We start from the raw sequence: 20,767 nt of genomic DNA on the forward strand, positions 1-20,767 counted from the left end.
CCCAAGGCACGCACCAGGACCCCGGTCGAGCTGGACACGATGATCAAGACCATCGACCAGTTCTCCGCGGCCCTCAAGCCCGAAGAGGGCCAGGAGGGACTGGGCCCGCTCTCGGGTCGGGTGCTCTACCCGGTGCTCAACGGCAACGGCCAGAAGATCCGCGAGACCCTCGACGCGCTCTCGGGCGCGCTGAAGGTGGGTATCGACAACAAGGACGCCATCTCCAACATCATCATCAAGCTCAACGAGCTCACGACGATGCTGGCCGACAACGATCAGTCCGTGCGTGATTTCAGCGACCGGATGACCGCGATGTCGGGGCTGCTGGCCGAGCAGGCACCGGGCCTGCAGGCGACCCTGGATCAGCTCAACGCGTTCCTGGCCAACACCTCGGTCACCTTCTCCGATCACGCCGACGAGTTGTCGGCCTCGCTGACCGGGCTGACCAATGTCAGCAACCAGTTGCGCGCCAACTCCGGCGCGATGGTCGAGATCGTCGACCTGGTCCCGCTGCTGATGCAGAACATCGACGGCGCGATGAACAAGGAGAAGGGCTTCGTCCGGCTGCACGGCCTGATCGGTACCGCCCTGTCCGGCGAGATCGTCAGCTTGTTCTGTGAGCGGATCCAGCTGAAGTCCGACGGCTGCCGCACCGGGAACGTGCAGGACTTCGGCCCCGACTACGGGCTCACCGCCGCACTGCTTGGACTCACGAAATGACCCTACGTATGACGACGAAAGCCCGCCGCGCGATGCTGTCGGCGGCCGCGCTGGCCACGGTGGTCATCACCACCGGTTGCAGTTTCACCGTGGAAGACCTGCCGCTGCCCACCCCGGGCGCCGAGGGTGACACCTACACCCTGCACGCGGAGTTCGACAACGCGCTGAATCTGCCCGACCAGGCCAAGGTGAAGATCGGCGGCTCCGATGTCGGCGTGGTCTCCGCGATCACGACCAAGAACTTCACGGCCCTGATCGACATGGAGATCAGCAAGGACATCACCCTGCCCAAGGGCAGTACCGCCGAACTGCGCCAGGCCACTCCGCTCGGTGACGTCTTCATCGCGCTGAGCGAACCGAAGACCCCGACCCAGGGCGGATCGCTGGCCGACGGCGACACCCTGACCCAGGAATTCACCTCCGCGGGCGCCACCGTGGAGGAGCTGCTGATCTCGGTGTCGATGCTGTTCAACGGTGGCGGCGTCGCCAGCCTGAGCAGGCTCGGCACCGAACTGGGCTCGATCCTCAACGGTCACGGCGGCGAGCTCGCGCACCTGATCACCGAGATGACCGGCGTGGTCGGCGAACTCAACGCCAACAGCGCGCGGGTCGACACGGTGCTCACCGAGTTCAACACCCTGGCCAACACCATCGAGGTGAACAAGGGCCAGCTCGGTCAGGTGGCCGACACCCTGCCGCAGGCGATCGGCGCCATCGCCGAGAACAACCGGGCGATCGGTGACCTGCTCACCAAGCTGTCCACCGCCAGCGCCGCGCTGGGCGACTACTCCAACACCACCGGTGACCAGCTCGCCGATCTGCTCACCAATCTCGACAACCTGATGAACGCACTGGCCGCCTCGGGCGACAGCTTCGGCTACGTCCTCGACCAGTTGCACGCGATCCGCCCCGGCGCGAACGCCACCTTCCAGGGCAAGTCGCTGGCGCCGTACGCGACGCTGACCAACCTCGACATCGGGTTGCTCACCGATCCGGCCAACAGCAAGTTCCCTGATCTGAAAGACGTGAACGATTTCGTCGGCAGCTTCATCCAGGTGCTGCAGATCGTCCAGGGCCGAGTGGGAGGCCACAATTGAGCCGGCTGAAGAGTCTCAAGTTCAGCAAGGTCCTGCTGGCCAACGGCGCACTCGTGCTCGTGCTGCTGGTCGGCGCGACCTACCTGCTGGTCAATGTGATGCGGGTGAACCCGTTGCGCTCGGAATACGACGTGACGGTCAACCTGGATCGCTCCGGCGGTCTGCAGCCGGGCAACGACGTGACCCTGCGCGGGCACCGCATCGGCAAGGTCACCTCGATCGAGCTGATCAACGAGGGACAGTCGATCGCGGCCAAGGCGCAGATCGACAAGAGCTACAAGATCCCGGTCGACACCACCATCCAGGTGGCGGCCCTCTCGGCGGCCGGTGAGCAGTACATCGACTTCCGGCCCAAGAGCGATGTCGGCCCGTTCCTGGCCGACGGCGCGGTGATCCAGTTCAACCCGGACCAGATCAAGACCCCGGTGCCGGTGTGGGCGGTGCTCGACGACACCAGCGCGCTGATCGGGCAGGTCGACCCGGAGCAGTTCAAGACCATCCTCAACGAGCTCGACATCGCGCTCGGGGCCGGTCCGGATCAGCTGCGCGGTCTGATCAACGGTGTCAGCCTGGCCGTGGCCGGCCTGGACAACCTGCTGCCGCAGACGGTGAACCTGATCAAGAACCTGCGGGTCATCGCCGAGACCACCTCGCACGCCCAGCCGGATCTGCAGACGCTGACGCAGAACTCGGGCGCGCTGCTGACCCAGTTCAACAACGCCAACGCCGAGCTGCAGGGCATCCTGGACAACGCGCCGGGGCAGTTCGAGGCGCTGGGCGCGGTGCTGGACCAGACCGCCGATCCGATCAGCGCGCTGGCGGCCAACTTCGTCGCCATCACCAAGGCGGCGCAGCTGCGTCAGCCCGCTCTGCGGTTGCTGTTCCCCTCGCTGGCGCTGGGTCTGGAGTCGATCTCGGTGCCCGCTCACGACGGTGAGTTCCACACCATCATCGACATCTGGCCGCGGCCGGTGTGCAACTACGACACCGAGTACCGTCGCAACGAAGAGGTTCAGGACGGGTCCATCCCCAGGTGGAACTACTGCACCAACCCGCCCGCCGACCAGCAGATCCGTGGTTCGGCCAACGCGCCGCGCCCGAACGTGCCCAACAACGGCGCGCAGATGCCGCCGGGTGTCGACCCGAACGAGCGGACGCCACGCCCGGTCAACTGATGAGTTGCTGCCCGGTTCGGACGCCTCGCGACCGGACCGGGCATACTCGCGGGAGAGCGTGTGGCCCGGCTCACGGGCCCCACGGAGGAAATCGGTGCGATCTATGTGCCGGGAAAGAGCAGGATTGATTCGATGACCAGCGACGACGCCGAGAGCAAGAAGGACGCTGCCGCGGCGGACAAGCCCGATCTGGCGAAGGACGCCCCCACCGTCAAGGGTGCGGCGGCCACTCCCGAGGTCGACCAGGCCACTGTCAAGGCAGAAACCGTGACCGAGGCGAAGGCCGCCCCCGCGGCGCCCGCCCCGAAGACCGGGCCATCGAGCTCGACCGGCTGGATCGCGGCGGGCATCGCCGGCGTGGTCGCTGTCGGAGCGATCACCGCCGGTGTGGTGTTCTTCCTGCAGAACAGCAACAAGGCCGACAAGCTCGACGCCATCGCCGACTCGACGAAGGCGGCCTGCGACTACGGCAACATCCTGGCCAATTACGACTACTCGCAGAACCTCGACGCCTACATCGAGTCGATGAAGGCGGGCGCCACCGGCGACTACCTGAAGGAATTCAGCGACGCCAGCGAGGCGCTCAAGGGCGCGATGGTGCAGGCCCAGGTGAAGTCGCGCGGTGAGGACGTGCAGTGCGCCTACATCTCGGGCAGCACCGACGACGTCAAGGCCATGGTCACCATGACCCAGTACCGCACCAACTTCACCCAGCCCGAAGCCGACCGGATGATGTTCGCCATCGAGATGACCCTCGAGCGTTCCGGTGACGGCAAGTGGCTGGTCAGCAAGCTGGATTCGCCGCTGCTGAAGAACAGCAGCGTGCCCGGCGGCGGTGCCACCGCCCCGGGTGCCTCGGGTTCGCAGGCGCCCACGACGCCCGCTCCGGCTCCGGCGCCCGCGCCGGGGAACTGATCCCACGCGAAACGCCGCCGGCGGCAGACTGCGATCGTCTGCCGCCGGCGGCTTTTTCGTGCGGGTTCACTCCGGTCGCACTCGTCAGAACAGGGTCAGTGCCCCTGGCGCCGCCGGTGCGACCGGCTTCCCTGTGGTGGCCCGCGGTTCGGTGGTCTTGGTGGCAGGGGCCGGGTGTTCGCGCCCGGTCGCCGACGCCTCGCGCGCGGCGAGGCCCGCCAGGGTGTCGGCCTGCTCGTTGAAGTAGTTGCCCACGTGCCCGCGGACCCAGCGGAAACGCACCGGTCCTTCGCGGGTGGTGATGGCCCGGTCGATCTGCTTGATGATCTCGACGTTCTTCACCGCGCCGCCGGTGGAGGTGCGCCAGCCGTTGCGCCGCCAGCTGGTGATCCACTCCGAGGCGCATTTGATGGCGTAGAGCGAGTCGCTTTCGATGAGCATCGGCTCGCCGCCGGGATGGGCGAGGATGGCTTCGAGTACCGCGCGTAGCTCGGCGATCTGGTTGGTACCGGTGATCGCGCCCCCGCTGGCCGATGGCCCCTGATGATTCACCCAGGCCCAGCCGATCGCCCCGCCGGGATTACGCAGGCAGGACCCGTCGGTGCTCACGATGATCATGACCGCCACCCTAGGCGATCCGGCCGACAAGATCGGTACCGTGGAATGCCTCTATCTCCCTTCGCAACCGCGACTCCGTGCGGCGCAGTGCCGATTTCGCGGCCGCGTCGATCAGGCCGTGGCACAGGCGGCCGAACACACCGCGTGGTGGTGGATAGTCGGCTTCGCAGGTCAGCACCGACCGTTCGTAGCCGAGTGGGTCGAACCGCAGTGTCACGGTTCCGTATACCCGCCCACGCAGGGTATACCCGATCACCGCGTTGCGCCGGTATTCGGTGATCTCGCAGGTCGTGCGCACCGGGATCACGCCGAGCAGGCGGACTTTCATGGTGCGCACGGCGCCGAGACCGCTGCCGGGGGTACCGGGGGTGTCGATGGCCCGCACGCCGTACATCCACTGCGGGACGTGCTGGAAATCCTCGGCGTAGGCGAACGCCGCGTCGACGGGTGCGCCGACGTCGCTCGCATACCTGATGTGGCCCATCGGCCCTCCCTGATGACGGATGGCGCCAAAAGTACTACAAATCTCCTCTTTATTTGCCGTTATGCCGCGAACAGCTGGTCGACCAGGTATTCCGCGATCGGCATCGCCGAGGTCGCGGCCGGTGAGGGCGCGTTGAGCACATGGATCGAGCGCGGGGTGCGCTCGATGAGGAAGTCGTGCACCAGGGTGCCGTCGCGCAGCACCGCCTGCGCCCGGATGCCCGCGCGGTGCGGCAGCAGATCGGCGACGGTGAGTTCCGGGCAGTACTTGCGGCATTCGGCCAGATAGCCGCGCTTGAACAGCGAATTGCGCAGCTCCCTGGCCCCGGTCCGCAGATGTGCGCGGGCCACCCGGTGCAGGCCGGGGAAACCGAGCGCCTCGCGCGCGTCGCGGGGATTCACGCTGCCCTTGCGGTAGCCCTCCCTGGACAGGCCGAGCACCGCGTTCGGGCCGACGGTGAGTTCGCCGTCGATGGTCGGGCTCAGGTGCACGCCCAGGAACGGCAGGGCGGGGTCGGGCACCGGATAGATCAGTGTGGAGACCAGCCCGGCGCGGTCGGCGGGCAGCCGGTAGTACTCGCCGCGGAACGGCACGATCCGGAAGTCGGTGCGGATGCCCGCCGCTCGCGCCAGCCGATCGGCCTGTAGGCCCGCGCAGACCACCAGCGTGCGCGCGGTGATCGAACGGGTCGGTCCGGAAACGGTGACCGCCGAATCGGATTCGCTGATCGCCTCGACCGGCGTCTCGAGCAGGATCTCGCCGCCCATCTCCCGCACCTGCGCGGCCAGCACCGCGGTGACGCGGGTGTAGTCGATGATCCCGGTGTCGGGCACGAACAGCGCGCTCACCCCGCGCACGTGCGGTTCCCGGCGTTTCAGCTCGGCCGCGTCGACCGCGTTCACCCGCACGTCGTTGTCGATGGAGCGCCGATACAGCGCGCGCAGCCGTTCGTCCTCGACGGAATCGGTGGCCACCAGCAGTTTTCCGCACTCGCGGAAGGGAATGTCGTTGGCGGCGGCGAACTCCTTGGTCCAGCGCGCGCCCGCCCGGCACAGTCGCGCCTTCAAACTGTCCGGCGGATAGTAGATCCCGGAGTGGATGACGCCGCTGTTGTGGCCGGTCTGGTGCGTGCCGAGGCGCGATTGCTTGTCCACCAGCACCAGGCTCGCGCCGGGGCGGGTTCGCAGCAGGCGGTGCGCGGTGGCCACGCCGACGATGCCGCCGCCGAGCACACAGAAGTCGTAGGTCACACGCCGACGGTAGCCGGGTCCGCTGCCGCCTCGGCCGGTGCCGGATCGGACTGCGGCACGGCCGGATCGGTGGCGGGCTGCTGGACGCGCTGCACGCGCAGCGTGTGGGTGCCCAGCGTGGGGTCGGTCAGCACGAACACCACTTCGCCACGGCGGGTGTCGAGTTCGGTGCGCAGGGCGGTGGTGCCGGTCGGATCGGTCGCGATGCCCAGGTATTTCGAGGCCGTCGCGCCGAGATTGGTGTCGACGGTGAACGCGACGGTGTTCGGCTGCGCGGGCGCGACCTGCGCGCCGAGGTAGGTGGTGCCCACGCGCACCCGTCCGGCCAGCGACTGGTCGGGCTTGGCCGCGAGTTCGGACTGATGCACGGCCGCCCGCGTCGCCGTCTGCTCCACGCGCCCGGTGCTGAAGGCCAGCTCGACGGGTTCGCTGGAGCGGCGCGGTGTGGCGTCCTCGGCGAGGATCGGGCGCGGATGGCCGGGATTGCGGCTGGTACCCGGGTCGGCCTGCTCGGTGGTGGGTGGCGTCAGCTCGGGCATGTGATTGACGATGTAGGCGCCCGCGGCGACGGTGAGGCAGAGGCTGGCCGTTCCCGCTGCGACGATGGCGCCCAGACGGACGAGCTGAGCAGGGCGATGTGCGGCCACGATGCGTTCCTTCCTGTACCTGTGGGGTGTCCCGAGGTGACGGGCCCGCATCGTTGAAAGCCACGCGCTGATACCCACGGTACGGGGTAACTACCCCGGCTACCCGTTCCGTGTCATGAGATCAGAGCCACATCTGAAACAGTGTCGTATCAATACAGGTCATCCCGCATTTCGACCCCCTGCCGGGTTTCTCACACCCCGACCCCGGGTACTCCCCCCAAGCAGGCGAGCGTCATTCGCGACTGCCACGGAGGTCTAACCCCCGGCCAACGATGTCCGGGGCAGTCGACACGAATGGCGCTCCAAGACTGACGCTCGCCTGTGTTTATCGGAGCGCTGGCGCGCTCGAGTCGCGGCCCCTGGGGGCGACCCGGCCGCGACCGGCGCTGCGCGCCGCCGCTCCTCGGGGTCGCGGGTGCGGGGCCGGGAATGTGGTCAGGCGAACTGGCCCTCTGTGCGGCCTTCGCCGGGTGGGCCTGCGAAAGCCTGGGCGATGGTGAGCCAGTGTTCCGCGTCGGGGCCCTCGGTGATCAGGGTGGTGTCGGCGCGGTGGCGGCGTTGGGTGGTGACCAGGCAGAAGTCGATCGCGGGGCCGGTGACGCGCTGGGTGGCGTCGTCGGGGCCCCAGGTCCACAGGGAGCCGTCGGGGGCGGTCAGTTCCACCCGGAATTCCTCGGCCGGGCCGGATTCGCCGTGGACGGTGTAGGCGAAATTCCTGGTGCGGACGCTGATGTGGGCCACGGTGCGCAGGCGGGCGGTGGGGGTGCGGGTCACGCCGAGGGCGTCGGCGACGTCCTGGCCGTGCGCCCAGGTCTCCATGATGCGCGCGGAGATCATCGAGGCGGGGCTCATCGGCGGGCCGAACCACGGCAGCTTGGTGCCCGCGGGCACGGCGGCGAGGGCGGCGGCGAGCTGGACGCGGCCGGTCTGCCAGCGGGGCAGCAGCTCGGCGGGCGGGAGCTGGGCGAGTTCCTCGGCGGCCTCGTCGACGAAGGTGAACATCTTGGGCGCGGCCTCGGTGAGCAGCGCGGCGAAGCGTTCGCTGTCGGTGGCGGCGATGATCGAGACCTCGTCGGTCCAGGCCAGGTGGGCGATCTGGGTGGCGATGTCCCAGCGCGGTGCGGGGGTGGGGGTCTTCCACTGCTCGGCGGTCAGCGGTGCGACCAGGTTCTCCAGGTCGGCGCATTCGGCGGCGAAGTCGTCGAGGAGCGCTGCGAGATCAGCCATCTGTTCCCTTGCCGGATCATGGCGCGACCGGGACCGGTGCGCCGTCCACCCAAGAATCGCAGCGGGCCAGAAAAAATGCAAGCACGCGTGCTTGTTATTGCGGGGGTGCTACCAGCCGAAGGTCAGCAGGTGGATCGCGCCGACGGCGATGCCGAGCACACCACCGTGCAGATACAGCAGCCACGCGTCCTGTTCCACGGCCGCGTAGAACATCTCCATGAACTCGCCGGGCGTGAGTTTCTGCAGCTTGCGGTCGGCGAAGGCGTCGATCTTCTTGGCCTGCTCGCGCACGAACTTCTCGTCCTCGACCATGCTCGGCGCCAGGCTCAACCCCGCCCCCGCGCCCGCGGTCGCCAGATTCTCGTAGCCCTTGCGGCCCATCGCCGCGCGCACCATGAACGCGGTCGGGCCCAGCTGCTGGTGGATCTCCTCGGCCACCACCCGCTCGATCAGCTGCCGGGTCTTGTCGCCGTTGGGCCCTTCGAGCAGCTCGTTGGACAGGTTCTCCACGGTCAGCACCTGGTAGGCCAGGATGTGCGCGAGATCGGTGGCCGCCTGCGGCTGGCGCTTGGCCAGCAGCGCCTGGCGCCACAGGTACTTGTAGCGCGGCTGCGGATCGCCCGGCTCGAAGACCATCTTGATCGCGATCACGTTCACCGTCACGCCGATCATGGCCGAGGCGAACAGCACGATCACCCACGCCGGAATCGCCGAGACGTACGGGATCTGCGGATGCACGTGCAGATACAGCGCCAGGATCAGGCCGAACGGCGCGCCCAGCAGACCGATGCGCGCCATGAACTTCAGTTCCGGCGCCGCGATGGTCGTGGTGAGGTCCTTGAGGATGTACGGGTTCTTCTCCAGGTACCGGATGACGAAGTTCTTCACATCCAGCAGCTGGTCGATATTGTCGCCCAGGTTCGCGAACGCGCGCCGGCTCAGCGCGGGCAGCTGCCGGTCGACGCGCTGGTAGACGGCCTGCTTGACCTGCCGTGGCAGCGACCGCCACAGGTCCGGGTTCTCCCGGTACATGATCTCGTCGACGATCGGCTGCACCTGCGGGCGCGCCCGTTCGGCCAGATAGTCGCCGATACCGTCGAGGTCGAGCTCGTGGATGAAATCGCGCGGGCTGCCGATGCGCATCAGCGCCTTGTCCACGCAGATGCTGGCCATCTTCTCCGCACGCGCCGGGATGAAGCCCTGGAAACCGAGCCTGCGCCCGTCACCGGAGAAGGTCGGCAGCACCTGCACGCGCCGGGGCAGATACGGGTAGAGCACGTGCAGCAGCGGCACCCGGAAGCCCTTGAACTGCACCGGCCAGAACAGCATGAGCACGCCGGTCCAGTTGGTGAGCCAGCCCGCCAGCGCGCTGAAGATCGGGAAACTCACCAGATCGACCACGAATTTCGACTGCCCCGTCAGCTCCTCCCAGTTGATGAAGAGGCCGGAGGCGAGTGTGGTCATCGAGGAGCCCCCTAGTGCTGACGTGCGCAAAACGCGAAGAATCTACAAGAACGTGAGGATAAGCCAATCACATTGTGGGCCGATAGACTGCCTACTGGTCGAACGAAGCGTCACCTTCCCCCGTCCTCGGTAGTTGGGAGTCGTCGTGAGCACAGTTCCGCAGCACCATCGCACCCGCCCGGTCGCCGTGATCGGCGCCGGCACTCTCGGCAGACGCATCGCGCTGATGTTCGCCACCAGGGGTGGCACCGTCCGGATCACCGACCCGAATGCCGAGCAGGGTGCGGCCGCGGTCGACTTCGTCACCGCGCAGCTGCCCGCCGTCGCCGCGCAGGTCGCCGACGGCTCCCCGGGGAAAGCCGAATACGTCGGTGACCAGCAGGACGCGGTCTCCGGCGCCTGGCTGGTGGTGGAGGCCGTCCCCGAGATCCTGGACCTGAAGAAGAAGGTCTTCGCCCAGCTCGACACCCAGGCCGACGCCGACGCGATCCTGGCCTCGAATTCCTCCTCCTACGCCAGCCGCCTGTTCACCGAGGGCCTGCCCAGCGCCGACCGCATGCTCAACACCCATTTCTATATGCCGCCGCAGTCGACCGTGCTCGACGTGATGTCCAATGGGCAGACCTCCCAGGACATCCTCGATTTCGTCCTGAACACCTTCGGCGAATACGGACTGCACCCGTTCCTGTGCCGTCAGGAGAGCACCGGCTTCATCTTCAACCGCATCTGGGCCGCCATCAAGCGCGAGGCGCTCGAGGTCGTGTACGAGGGCGTCTCGGTCCCGGCTGATGTCGACGCGATGTTCGCACTGAACTTCGGTACCAAGGCGGGCCCGTTCCGGATGATGGATCAGGTCGGCCTGGACGTGGTGCTCGATATCGAGGAGCACTACCGCAAGGAGAACCCGAATCTGCCCGAGGGCCCGGTGAAACTGCTGCACCAGTACGTCGACGCGGGCAAGCTCGGGGCGAAGACCGGGGCCGGCTTCTACGACGACTACCCGCGGCCGAAGCAGTCCTGAGATGACCGAGCTGCTGGCGCTCGACCTGAAAGCCGGTGTCATCCACGCGGTCTCGCTGGACGGACGTCGCGTGCGCACCGTGGTCGACGGCCTGGACCAGGTGCCCGACGGCATCGTCGTCGATCAGCTGCGCGGCCATATCTATTGGACGAACATGGGCAGACCCGACCCCGGCGCCGCACCGGGCACCGAGCCGGAGTTCTTCACCCGCAACGGTTCTCTCGAACGCGTCGATCTCGACGGCGGCAATCGCACGGTGCTGGTGCCGCCCGGCGCCTTCACCACCGGCAAGCAGCTCACCGCCGATTTCGAAGCGGGCAGACTGTATTGGTGTGACCGGGAGGGGATGGCGGTGCTCACCTGCGATCTGTCCGGCGCCGATCTGCGCCCGCTGGTCGTCACCGGCAGCGACGCGCGGATCACGCGCAACTGGTGCGTGGGCGTCTGCGTGGATACCGATCGGCGCCAGATCTATTGGACGCAGAAGGGCGCGGCCAAGGCAGGCGACGGGCGCATCTTCCGCGCTCCGCTGGACCTGCCGCCGGGCGTCGACCCCGCCGCCCGCACCGATATCGAACTGCTCTGGAGCGACCTGCCCGAACCCATCGACCTGGAACTGCACGGCAGCACCCTGCTGTGGACCGACCGCGGCGCCGAACCCGAGGGCAACGCGCTCTACCGCGCCGAGGTCCGTCCCGAGCACGGCACTCCGTCGATCGTCTCGCGCGGCTATCGCGAGGCGATCGGCCTGGCGGGCTTCGGTTCCCACTGCTACGTGAGCGACCTCGGCGGCTCGATCCGCGCCGTCGACACCGCGGCGGGCACCGACATCACCCTCGCCCGACTCGGCAGTCCCCTCACCGGCCTCGCCCTGGCCGATCTGCCGTAGCCGCTGCCCTGGGCAGTGTCACCACTGCCGCGGGGTGCCGATGTGGGCGAATTCCGCCCTGCGAGGCGCTGAACTGCGGTGATACTTGTTCGATGCAGATTCCGGCGGTCGGACGGCAGACGGAGATCGCGCGGTTGCGGGCAGCGGTGCTCGCCACTGCGGCAGGGGCGAGCCGGGTCGTGCTGCTGCGCGGCCCGGCCGGAATCGGCAAGACCTGGTTGACCGAGCGCGCCGCCGAACTGGCCGCCGCCGCGGGCTTACGGATCGCGCGCGGCGCCGCCCTCGACGACACCGGCGCCTGCCCGCTGCGGGTCTGGACGTGCGCGGCCGGTGCGGTACCGGGACTGTCCGCGGCCCTGCGCACGGTCGGTGAACCCGGGAACACGGTGCCGGTCCGCCGATTCCGGATGTACTCGGCGGTGGCCGCCGCGCTCTGCGCGTCCGCCGAGGACAGCGGACTGGCGCTGATCCTGGAAGACCTCCACTGGGCCGACCCGTCCTCCCTGGAACTGCTCACCCACCTCGTCACCACGGAGTCGCGTGCCCGTCTGCTGATCCTGGCCACCATCCGGGAGCCCGCCGGAAACGCCCTGCTCGCCGAACTCCCCGACTGGCTGTGCCACGCACACGTCGAGTGCTATACCGTCCCAGCACTTTCCGAGCCCGAGATCGGTGCCTGGATCGAACAGCGCGGCGGTGCGGCGGATCTCGCTCCCAGCGTTCGCGATCTGACAGGGGGCAATCCCCTGCTGATCCACCTGGCCTCGGCTTCGGGCTTCGACATCACCGCCGGCGAGCGATGTCCGGGCTCGCTCGTCTCCTGGGCAGGCGTTCCCGGTCAGACAATTCGTGAACTGGGTTCAGCCTCTTCGGTGGGTGGTATCGCGTCCGATGCTGACTGTGCGCCTGTGTCGGATACCGAACTGCTCGATGTCCGCGGTGTGGTTCTCGGTCGGCACCAGCGGTTGTCCCCGGGCGACAGCGCGTTGCTGAGTGTGGCGAGCGTGCTCGGCGAGCGGATCGATACCGAGGTGCTGGCCCATCTCACCGGAGCGCCTGCCGCGCAGGCAGCGCAAGAGGTGCGGCAGATGATCGCGGCCGCTACCGAGGCCGGGCTGGTGCGCGACTTCGGCGACGCCGCACCCGTTTTCGTACACGCTGTGGTCCGGGACGTGCTGTACACGGAGCTGCCGTGCGCGCACCGCGCCGAACTGCATCGGTCCGTGGCCGAGGCGCTGGCCGATCGCGCGGACACCGCGATCGCCGGGCTCATCGCGACACATTGGCGTGCGTCCGGCGCGACGACCTCGGCCGCCCTGCGCTGGTTCCGCCGCGCCGCCCATGCCGCACGGCTGGCCGCCGCCTACCCGCTGGCGATCCGCTTCGGCGAGTGGGCGATCGAGGCCGCGCGCACCGCCGACGACGCCACCCGCGCCGAACTGCTCCTCGACCTCGCCCGCGACGAGTTCGACGCGGGCTGGATCGCCACCAGCCTCGACCACAGCATCGCCGCCGCGTCCCTCGCCGACGAGATCGACCGACCGGACCTGATCGCCGAGGCGGCACTGGTCGTCCACGACGTATCCACCCCAACTGTCCTGGCTGAATTGAACCTGCTGTGCAGCAGGGCTCTACGTCGGCTCGATCCTCGCCGGCACCCCGACCTGATCGCCCGGCTAATGGCCCAGCACGCTCTGTTCGCGGCAGACCGCGGCGCGGGCAGAGAGGCCGCGATGCTGTCCGAACAGGCGCTGTACGCGGCCGACCGATGTACCGATCCGGAGGTCGTATTCGACACTGTCCGCGCCCGATACACGGCCCGGTCCGATCTCCGCTTCCTCGACGAGCGCACCGAACTCGCCGCCCGCTCCCTCGCCATCGACCACCCACCCGCCCAGCTCTGTGGACATCTGTGGACAGCCGACACCTGCCTGCAACGGGGCGATCTCACCGCCGCCGACACCGCCATCGACCACCTCGCCGTACTCGCGGACAGTCAGCCACTCGCCCGCTGGCACCTCCTGCGACTACGCGCCGACCGTGCCCTACTAGTGGGCGACCTGGCCGGCGCACGGGAATTCGACACCACCGCAGCCGATTTCGCCGGGCTCCTAGGCGACCCCGAGCTCGCCGCCCGGCACGAAATGTTCCGCGTCGTCGACGCCGTCCTCACCGGCCATATGGACAAGGACGAACTCCGCACCGCCACAAAGCCGTTCGCCCCGCCCCCGAAAACCCCGTTCGCCCGCTTGCGTATCCCGATACTGCACGCCCTGTCCGGTGACCTCGCCACCGCCGCCACCCTCTTCGCCCCCCTGCGCGATCTCCCCGACACCCTCGAACCGGGCCCACACCGCCTCGCCGCCCTCTACGGCACCGGAGTACTGGCCGAACTCCTCGCCGACACCGACACCGCCGACCGCGTCTACCGAGCCCTGTCCGGCCACGAAGACCACTACGCCGCCGACGGCACCCCCTTCCCCTACCTCGGCTCCCTGGCCCGCATCCGCGCCGACAACGCCCGCGTCGCAGGCCACCTCGACGCCGCCGTGGACCTCTACCACCACGCCCTCACCCAAGACGCAGCCATCCAGGCCCACCCCTACCTCGCCCTGACCCACCTCGCCCTCGCCCGCACCCACCTGGCCCGCGCCGACCTCCCCACCGCCCACGCCGCCGCCACCACAGCCGCCGCCACCTTCCGCCACCTCGGCCTGACCCACCACCTCCACACCGCGGAGACTCTGCTGCGGCGAAACTGGAACAGGTTGCCGTCCGATTGCCCGCCGGTGCGGTGACCTACTCACCGGTAGTCGAGCGACCAGAACATATTTGTCGACAAGCCCCCTGGATGCGTACGCTGCGGAATCATTGATCGATGACATCACCGCAGGTGATGGCGGTCTCAGAAATTCAGGCGTTGCGATCTGGGTCACTATTGTGTCAAACTCTCGGACCACACTGTGGAGCCGACCGGTCTCACAATGTCCGGAAAGGGAGAGGGTTGAGCTTGCGGCACGTGCGCGAAGTTGCCACCCTCTCGTCGGCTGGGTACGGATCAGTCCGTCACGATGAGCGACAGGGCCGCCCCGGTGAGCAGTTCCACCAGCTCGCCGACCGGCGGTCGCGACTCGCGCAGGAGCCATTCGTGCGCCATGCCGTTGACCGCGCCGGTGATAAGTGCCGTCGTCAGCTGGGCGTCACCGCCGCGCAGGCGCACGCCGATGCCCTCGAGCGCGGCGTCGATCAGCGCCGCCCAGGAGTGCCTGCGGGTGCGCCTGCGGTCCTCCATGCGATCGCTCACCCCGACCACCTCGATGAGCGCGACCTGGGCCCGGTAGGGGTCCGAGCCGAGCGACTCGAGGTAGGCCGCGAAACCCGCCCGCAGCGCCGTCTCCGGATCGGTCGGCTTGGGCAGGGCGACCAGCACGGTCGCGACCGCGGTCGCCGCGTCGTCCTGGATCCGGTCGTAGGCCGCGAGCAGGACGTCCTCGCGGGTCTCGAACTCCTCGTAGAACTGCCGCTTGGACAACCCTGCCGCGGCGCACACCTCGGCGAGCGAGCACGTGGCGTAGCCGCGCTCGGCGAAGATGCGCGTTGCTGCTTCCAGGAACCGCTGACGCCGCTCGGCTTTACGCGCGACGACCGTACGACCCCCATACCGTCTGTCCGCTGTAGTCACCTCTCCAAAGTATCTGAAACCCGGGATCACACTGACATTTCCGGTGTGCTTTATCCATCCCACGACAAGAAGGACGGCTGACCAGTGCTGCGCACCCGAGGATCGCGGACCGCTTTGTCTGCATTCGTACTAGCGGTGAGTGCTTCACTCGCTGCTCCGACGCCGACGATGGCTGCCCCGCAGCCTGCCGCGGCACAGCCGAGCGTTCCGGCGATCCCGGAGAACGTGTCCTCCGAGGTGCTGGCCGCCCTGGCACCGACGATGGTAAGCGCCATCTCGGCGCCCGCCCCCATCGCCGACGGCGCCCAGGGCGCGATTCTGGCGCAGGCGCGCGTACTGCTGGCCACCCCCGGCATTCCCGCGCAGGTCAAGGCGACGCTGGAGAAGGTCATCACCTTCCTCGACGGCAGCGGTGGCGGCGGCCCCGACCTGCCGCCGGCCGACGGCCCGGTGATCTCGCAGTTCCTGTACCCGACCATCGGTAAGGGCTGCATCGGCGCGTCCTCGGACTCGGTCGGCACCGCGCTGGCCGTGGCCGGCCCGGCCGAACTGCCGCCGCCGGGACCCGCGGCGGGCCAGACCGGCTTCGTCTTCACCGCCCTGGGCACCAAGACGCCCACCGCGACGCAGAACCCGCCGATGACCGTGCAGTGGATCAATCTCGACACCCGCCGCACCGGCAACGCGCCGCTCACCACCGCGGCGGGCATCAACCCCGACGGCCCCGCCACGCTGTCGGCCATCGCCGACACCGGTTCCGGCCGGGTCGCCGCGGTGATCTCCGGATCGCTGACCACGACGACCGCCGACGCCGAGGTCCGCACCTGCTCGTTCGCCCCGACCCTCGGGTTCTTCTCGGTCGCCTGAGCCGACCGCCACGTATTGGAGTTTCGATCTTTATGAAGTTCGCCGTTCCCGGCCTGATCAGTGGGCTGGCAGGCGCGGTTCTCGGGGTGATTGTCGTCATCGGCATCTCCGCGGCCGCACAGCAGAATTCGATCCCCGCACCCGAGACCACCGCTGACCCGGGCTCCTCGCTGCTGGGCAACGTGCAGTACGGCAGCCGATGAGCGGCGCGCGCAGGACCATCGCCTGCATCCTCGTCGGCCTCGGTGCGCTGCTGCTGGCAGCCGCCGTCATGATCCCCACCTACACCGTCAGCAAGGTCGCCAAGACCCCGCTGGATCTGCGTATCACCACCGTGGCCAAGAGCGTGCCCGGCGAGGAGAGCCTCGTGCTCGACTCGAAGTCGCTCGCCTCGCCCGAGGGTTCGGCCAAGATCGACACCAACGTGCCCCTGCTCTCGCAGCGGTTCCTGACCGTCGAGGAGCCCTCGGGCGCCGACGAGATGACGGTGCAGGCGGGCCAGACGCTGAGCCGCACCGACCGCGACGGTGACACCGGTCTGCTGACCGCCTCGATCGACCGCGTCACCATCGACCGCGTCAGCGGTGAGCCGATCGACGCCTCCCCCAACGGCTCCATCGCCACCGGCGTCGACAAGTCGGGCGCCCCGGTGGCCGACGCGTCGCAGCGCGTGGGTCTGCAGTACCGCTTCCCGATCGGCACCGAGAAGAAGTCCTACCCGTACTTCGACCTCAACGCCCGCGCCACCTTCGACATCGACTTCATCGAGGAGTCCGAGATCGACGGTGTGCCGGTGTACCACTTCCAGCAGACCATCCCGGTCACCAACATGTGGGACGTCACCCCGGCGGCCACGCACCGCCTGACCCTGCCCGCCTTCAAGTGGGGCCTCGAGGGCACCGAGCCGGTCACCATGACCCGCTTCTACACCAACACCCGCGACGTGTGGGTCGAGCCGAAGACCGGCGCGGTCCTCAAGGGTGGCGAGCAGCTGCACCTGTTCTACGGCCGTAGCGCCGACAAGGTGGACGTCACCGCGCTCAAGTCGCACCTGGTGTTCGACCAGCCGACCATCGACGCTCAGATGGAAGTCACCCAGAAGAGCCTCGACAAGCTCGCCCTGTTCGGCACCACCCTCCCGATCATCCTCGGCGTCCTCGGCGGCATCACCCTCATCGGTGGCATCGTCCTCGGTGTCCTGAGCGCCCGCACCCGCGGCCGCCTGATCGACCCCCCGACCGAAAGGTTCGACCGAAACCTCTGACCCCCTGCAAGATGACCGCCCCGGTCTCCCGGCCCCACCCCAGCCGGAAGCCCGGGGCGTTCTCTGTTTCCGGGCCGATCGGCTGTAGCGCCGTGTAGCACCACGCGCTACATTCGAGGGATGAAGGTGATCTCGCAGCGCGAACTGCGCAACAACTCGGCGGCGGTGATGGACGCGGTCGAGGCCGGGGAGACCTTCCGCGTCACCCGCAACGGTGTCGAGGTCGCGGAGGTCCGGCCGGTCGGCAGGCGTCGTCGCCGCACGGCTGCCGAGCTGGTCGAGCGCCATCGCAAGCTGCCTGCGGTCGACTACGCCACGATGCGGCGCGAGGCCGACGAGTTCTTCGGCACCGAGGACCGCATCGGTGACGACGATCCCTGGTCCGGGCGGTGACGGCCCGACACCCCGCGGGCGTCCTCGACACCTGCGCCTACCTCGACCTCGCCGAGCTCGATCCGGCGCTGCTGCCGGAGATTCCCGAGATCACCGCGATCACGCTGGCCGAACTCAATCAAGGCGTGGCGATGGCGAAGGACCCGGCCACGCGCGCGGCGCGGTCCGAGCAGCTCGGCGCGGCGATCGTCGAATTCGACCCGCTGCCGTTCGACGAGGCCGCCGCGACGCGGTACGGCACGCTGGTGGCCCTCACACTCGCCGCGAAGCGTGATCCCCGTCCCCGCCGGATGGACCTGCTCATCGCCGCCATCGCCTCGGCCAACGACCTGCCGCTCTACACCCGCAACACCGCCGATTTCCGCGGGCTGGACAGCATGGTGGAGGTTGTCGGGCTCTGATCGTTCGCCGTGAGTGAACCGGCTGGGCGGGCGGAACAAAGATCGGGTCGGCCATGTTGAGTGGGGAAAGCTCAACTTTGGAAGGGTCGATATGACTACAGCTCAGAACCTGCCGGTGCTGTTCCTCACCGATCCGATCGTGCTGCCGGGCATGGTCGTGCCCATCGAACTGGACGAGTCCGCGCAGGCCGCGATCGACGCCGCACAGGCGGGCAAGACCGGTGCCGTGCTGGTCGCGCCCCGGCTCGACGAGGGGTACGCGTCCTACGGTGTCGTCGCCACGATCGAGCAGGTCGGGCGGATGCGCGGGGGTGCGCCCGCCGCCGTGCTCAAGGCCGAGCGCCGCGCGCGGATCGGGCACGGGGTCACCGGGCCCGGTGCCGCCCTGTGGGTGGAGGCCGAACCCGTCGAGGACACCGCCCCCGACGAGCGCACCATCGAACTCGCCACCGAATACAAGAAGCTGGTCGTCGCCGTGCTGCAACGGCGCGAGGCCTGGCAGATCATCGACATCGTCAACCAGCTCGACCGCCCCGAGGCCATCGCCGACACGGCCGGTTACGCGCCGTACCTGTCCGACGAACAGAAGCGCGAACTGCTCGAGACCCCCGATGTCGCCACCCGGCTGACCAAGCAGATCGACTGGATCAAGGCGCACATCGCCGAGGTCGAGGTCACCGACAAGATCTCCGAGGACGTCCGCGACGGCATGGAGAAGAGCCAGCGCGAGTTCCTGCTGCGCCAGCAGCTCAACGCCATCCGCAAGGAACTCGGCGAGGACGAACCCGACGGCGCCGACGACTACCGCACCCGCGTGGAGAACGCCGACCTGCCCGAACATGTGCGCGCCGAGGCGCTGCGCGAGGTGGGCAGGCTCGAACGCGCCAGCGACCAGAGCCCGGAATCCGGCTGGATCCGCACCTGGCTCGACACCGTGCTCGATCTGCCGTGGACGGTGACGACCGAGGACAACACCGATGTCGCGGCCGCGCGCGCCGTGCTCGACGCCGACCACCACGGCCTCGACGAGGTCAAGGACCGCATGGTCGAGTACCTGGCCGTGCGCGCCCGTCGCGCCTCGCGGGGGCTCGAGGTCGTCGGCGGGCGTGGCTCCGGTGCCGTGATGGTGCTGGTCGGCCCGCCCGGTGTCGGCAAGACCTCGCTGGGTGAGTCCGTGGCGAAGGCGCTGGGCCGCGAGTTCGTGCGGGTCGCCCTCGGCGGTGTGCGCGACGAGGCCGAGATCCGCGGTCACCGGCGCACCTACGTGGGCGCGCTGCCCGGCCGGATCGTGCGCGCGGTGAAGGAGGCGGGTTCGATGAATCCCGTCGTCCTGCTCGACGAGATCGACAAGGTCGGCTCCGATTTCCGGGGTGACCCGGCCGCGGCGCTGCTCGAGGTCCTCGACCCCGCGCAGAACCACACCTTCCGCGACCACTACCTGGATCTGGACCTCGACCTGTCGAACGTGCTGTTCATCGCGACGGCCAATGTCATGGACACCATCCCCGGCCCGCTGCTGGACCGGATGGAGCTCATCACCGTCGACGGCTACACCGAGGCCGACAAGGTGGCCATCGCCCGCGACTTCCTGGTGCCCCGGCAACTGGAACGCAACGCGCTGACCGCCGAGGAGGTCTCGATCACCGACGCGGCGCTGCGCGAGATCGCGGCGAACTACACCAGGGAAGCCGGTGTGCGCCAGATGGAACGGCTCGTCGCGAAGGCGTTGCGCAAGGCGGCGACCCGCCTGGTCACCGCCGAACGCGCGGACACCTCGCTGGTAGACCACGGCACGCTCGGCGAGGGGGCCGTGCTCGGCTACGACCCGGAACTCGGCTACGACAAGGTGATCGACATCGAGTCCCCGGGTCCGGTGGGCGCGGCGACGAGTTCGACCATCGACGTCGGCAACCTCACCGACTACCTGGGCCGCCCCCGCTTCACCCCGGATTCGGTGGAACGCACCGCCGTCCCCGGTGTGGCGACGGGTCTGGCGGTCACCGGCGCCGGTGGCGATGTGCTCTACATCGAGGCCAATGCCGCCGAGGGCGAGCGCTCGCTGACCCTCACCGGCCAGCTCGGCGACGTCATGAAGGAGTCGGCGCAGATCGCCCTCACCTACGTGCGTTCGCACCTGGAGGAGATCGGGATCGAGCCGAAGGTCCTGGATCGCAATATCCACGTCCACTTCCCGGCGGGCGCGGTGCCCAAGGACGGGCCGTCGGCGGGCGTCACCATGGTGACGGCGCTGGTCTCGCTCGCCCTGGGGCGTCCGGTGCGCGGTGACGTGGGGATGACCGGCGAGGTCACCCTCAACGGCCGGGTGCTGCCGATCGGCGGCGTCAAGCAGAAGCTGCTGGCCGCCCAGCGCGCCGGGTTGAAGACGGTGTTCATCCCGGCCCGCAACGAACCGGATCTCGACGAGGTCCCGGCCGAGGTGCTGGCCGCCCTGGAGGTGCGTCCCGTCGCCGACGTGGCCGACATCCTGGCCTACGCCATCGAGCCGATCGCCGAACCGGCGGCCGGTGGGCTGGCCTTCACGGCCTGATCCGCGGGAACGAGGGCGGCGTCATCCCGGCGATGACGCCGCCCTCGTCGTGTCAGCGGCTCACCGTCGGCGGCAGCGGCGCGGGTTCCTCGGGTCGCACCACCG

General features: G+C 68.7%; 19 protein-coding genes and 1 pseudogene. 13 read left to right on the forward strand and 7 right to left on the reverse strand.

The annotated features are described in order from the left end of the window. The 4 genes and pseudogenes from ACWEMY_RS24080 to ACWEMY_RS24095 all read left to right on the forward strand — a co-directional run. Positions 1 to 720, forward strand: a pseudogene (locus tag ACWEMY_RS24080) (mammalian cell entry protein); the annotation flags it as partial. Positions 721 to 728: 8 nt separating this feature from the next. Continuing rightward, on the forward strand, positions 729 to 1,817 hold the full coding sequence (locus ACWEMY_RS24085; protein ID WP_452391840.1) for an MCE family protein: 1,089 nt from the start codon (positions 729 to 731) through the stop codon (positions 1,815 to 1,817). Further along, on the forward strand, positions 1,814 to 2,992 hold the full coding sequence (locus ACWEMY_RS24090) for an MlaD family protein (protein ID WP_452391841.1): 1,179 nt from the start codon (positions 1,814 to 1,816) through the stop codon (positions 2,990 to 2,992). The genes ACWEMY_RS24085 and ACWEMY_RS24090 overlap by 4 nt, the downstream gene beginning before the upstream one ends. Positions 2,993 to 3,124: 132 nt before the next feature. Next, entirely contained in the window at positions 3,125 to 3,907 is a 783-nt protein-coding gene (locus ACWEMY_RS24095) for a hypothetical protein (protein WP_375931921.1), read from the forward strand. An 84-nt stretch (positions 3,908 to 3,991) separates the two neighbouring features. On the opposite strand, the gene ACWEMY_RS24100 is transcribed toward ACWEMY_RS24095, so the two are convergent. The 6 genes from ACWEMY_RS24100 to ACWEMY_RS24125 form a co-directional block, all read right to left on the reverse strand. Beyond that, on the reverse strand, positions 3,992 to 4,525 hold the full coding sequence (locus ACWEMY_RS24100; RefSeq protein ID WP_375931918.1) for a ribonuclease H family protein: 534 nt from the start codon (positions 4,523 to 4,525) through the stop codon (positions 3,992 to 3,994). Positions 4,526 to 4,535: 10 nt separating this feature from the next. Continuing rightward, complete coding sequence (locus tag ACWEMY_RS24105; RefSeq protein ID WP_452391842.1) at positions 4,536 to 5,009, reverse strand: SRPBCC family protein; 474 nt, start codon at positions 5,007 to 5,009, stop codon at positions 4,536 to 4,538. Positions 5,010 to 5,068: 59 nt separating this feature from the next. Beyond that, a complete protein-coding gene (gene lhgO, locus ACWEMY_RS24110) occupies positions 5,069 to 6,259 on the reverse strand; it encodes an L-2-hydroxyglutarate oxidase (protein WP_452391843.1) in 1,191 nt (396 codons plus the stop codon). Beyond that, positions 6,256 to 6,906: a hypothetical protein gene (locus tag ACWEMY_RS24115; RefSeq protein ID WP_375931909.1), complete on the reverse strand. Its 651-nt coding sequence runs from the start codon at positions 6,904 to 6,906 to the stop codon at positions 6,256 to 6,258. The genes lhgO and ACWEMY_RS24115 overlap by 4 nt, the downstream gene beginning before the upstream one ends. A gap of 435 nt (positions 6,907 to 7,341) precedes the next feature. Beyond that, positions 7,342 to 8,133 carry a TIGR03084 family metal-binding protein gene (locus ACWEMY_RS24120; RefSeq protein ID WP_375931906.1) on the reverse strand — a complete coding sequence of 264 codons (792 nt, stop codon included), beginning with the start codon at positions 8,131 to 8,133 and terminating at the stop codon, positions 7,342 to 7,344. A 108-nt stretch (positions 8,134 to 8,241) separates the two neighbouring features. Continuing rightward, positions 8,242 to 9,597: a hypothetical protein gene (locus ACWEMY_RS24125; protein ID WP_375931903.1), complete on the reverse strand. Its 1,356-nt coding sequence runs from the start codon at positions 9,595 to 9,597 to the stop codon at positions 8,242 to 8,244. A 145-nt stretch (positions 9,598 to 9,742) separates the two neighbouring features. Here ACWEMY_RS24125 and ACWEMY_RS24130 point away from each other — a divergent pair, with 145 nt between their 5' ends. From ACWEMY_RS24130 to ACWEMY_RS24140, 3 genes are all read left to right on the forward strand, one after another. Further along, positions 9,743 to 10,618: a 3-hydroxyacyl-CoA dehydrogenase family protein gene (locus tag ACWEMY_RS24130; RefSeq protein ID WP_452391844.1), complete on the forward strand. Its 876-nt coding sequence runs from the start codon at positions 9,743 to 9,745 to the stop codon at positions 10,616 to 10,618. A 1-nt stretch (position 10,619) separates the two neighbouring features. Beyond that, positions 10,620 to 11,507 carry a hypothetical protein gene (locus ACWEMY_RS24135; protein WP_452391845.1) on the forward strand — a complete coding sequence of 296 codons (888 nt, stop codon included), beginning with the start codon at positions 10,620 to 10,622 and terminating at the stop codon, positions 11,505 to 11,507. 92 nt (positions 11,508 to 11,599) lie between these two features. Beyond that, complete coding sequence (locus tag ACWEMY_RS24140; protein ID WP_452391846.1) at positions 11,600 to 14,305, forward strand: AAA family ATPase; 2,706 nt, start codon at positions 11,600 to 11,602, stop codon at positions 14,303 to 14,305. 260 nt (positions 14,306 to 14,565) lie between these two features. Here ACWEMY_RS24140 and ACWEMY_RS24145 read toward each other — a convergent pair whose 3' ends face one another. Further along, positions 14,566 to 15,189, reverse strand: coding sequence for a TetR/AcrR family transcriptional regulator (locus ACWEMY_RS24145; protein WP_375931891.1), 624 nt, complete (start codon positions 15,187 to 15,189; stop codon positions 14,566 to 14,568). A gap of 84 nt (positions 15,190 to 15,273) precedes the next feature. On the opposite strand from ACWEMY_RS24145, the gene ACWEMY_RS24150 reads away from it, so the two are divergent. The 6 genes from ACWEMY_RS24150 (at position 15,274) to lon (ending at position 20,662) form a co-directional block, all read left to right on the forward strand. Further along, positions 15,274 to 16,056 carry an Rv1157c family protein gene (locus ACWEMY_RS24150; protein ID WP_452391847.1) on the forward strand — a complete coding sequence of 261 codons (783 nt, stop codon included), beginning with the start codon at positions 15,274 to 15,276 and terminating at the stop codon, positions 16,054 to 16,056. A gap of 32 nt (positions 16,057 to 16,088) precedes the next feature. After that, complete coding sequence (locus ACWEMY_RS24155) at positions 16,089 to 16,259, forward strand: DUF2613 domain-containing protein (protein WP_452391848.1); 171 nt, start codon at positions 16,089 to 16,091, stop codon at positions 16,257 to 16,259. Next, positions 16,256 to 17,320: a DUF3068 domain-containing protein gene (locus ACWEMY_RS24160; protein ID WP_452391849.1), complete on the forward strand. Its 1,065-nt coding sequence runs from the start codon at positions 16,256 to 16,258 to the stop codon at positions 17,318 to 17,320. The genes ACWEMY_RS24155 and ACWEMY_RS24160 overlap by 4 nt, the downstream gene beginning before the upstream one ends. Positions 17,321 to 17,440: 120 nt before the next feature. Further along, positions 17,441 to 17,713 (forward strand): type II toxin-antitoxin system Phd/YefM family antitoxin, encoded by a 273-nt coding sequence (locus tag ACWEMY_RS24165; protein ID WP_452391850.1) that lies wholly within the window; start codon positions 17,441 to 17,443, stop codon positions 17,711 to 17,713. After that, positions 17,710 to 18,114 carry a type II toxin-antitoxin system VapC family toxin gene (locus tag ACWEMY_RS24170; protein ID WP_452391851.1) on the forward strand — a complete coding sequence of 135 codons (405 nt, stop codon included), beginning with the start codon at positions 17,710 to 17,712 and terminating at the stop codon, positions 18,112 to 18,114. Before ACWEMY_RS24165 ends, ACWEMY_RS24170 begins: the two co-directional genes overlap by 4 nt. A 91-nt stretch (positions 18,115 to 18,205) precedes the next feature. Then, entirely contained in the window at positions 18,206 to 20,662 is a 2,457-nt protein-coding gene (lon, locus tag ACWEMY_RS24175) for an endopeptidase La (RefSeq protein ID WP_452391852.1), read from the forward strand. Positions 20,663 to 20,767: the final 105 nt, after the last annotated feature.

Source organism: Nocardia sp. NPDC004415 (genome assembly GCF_053602435.1).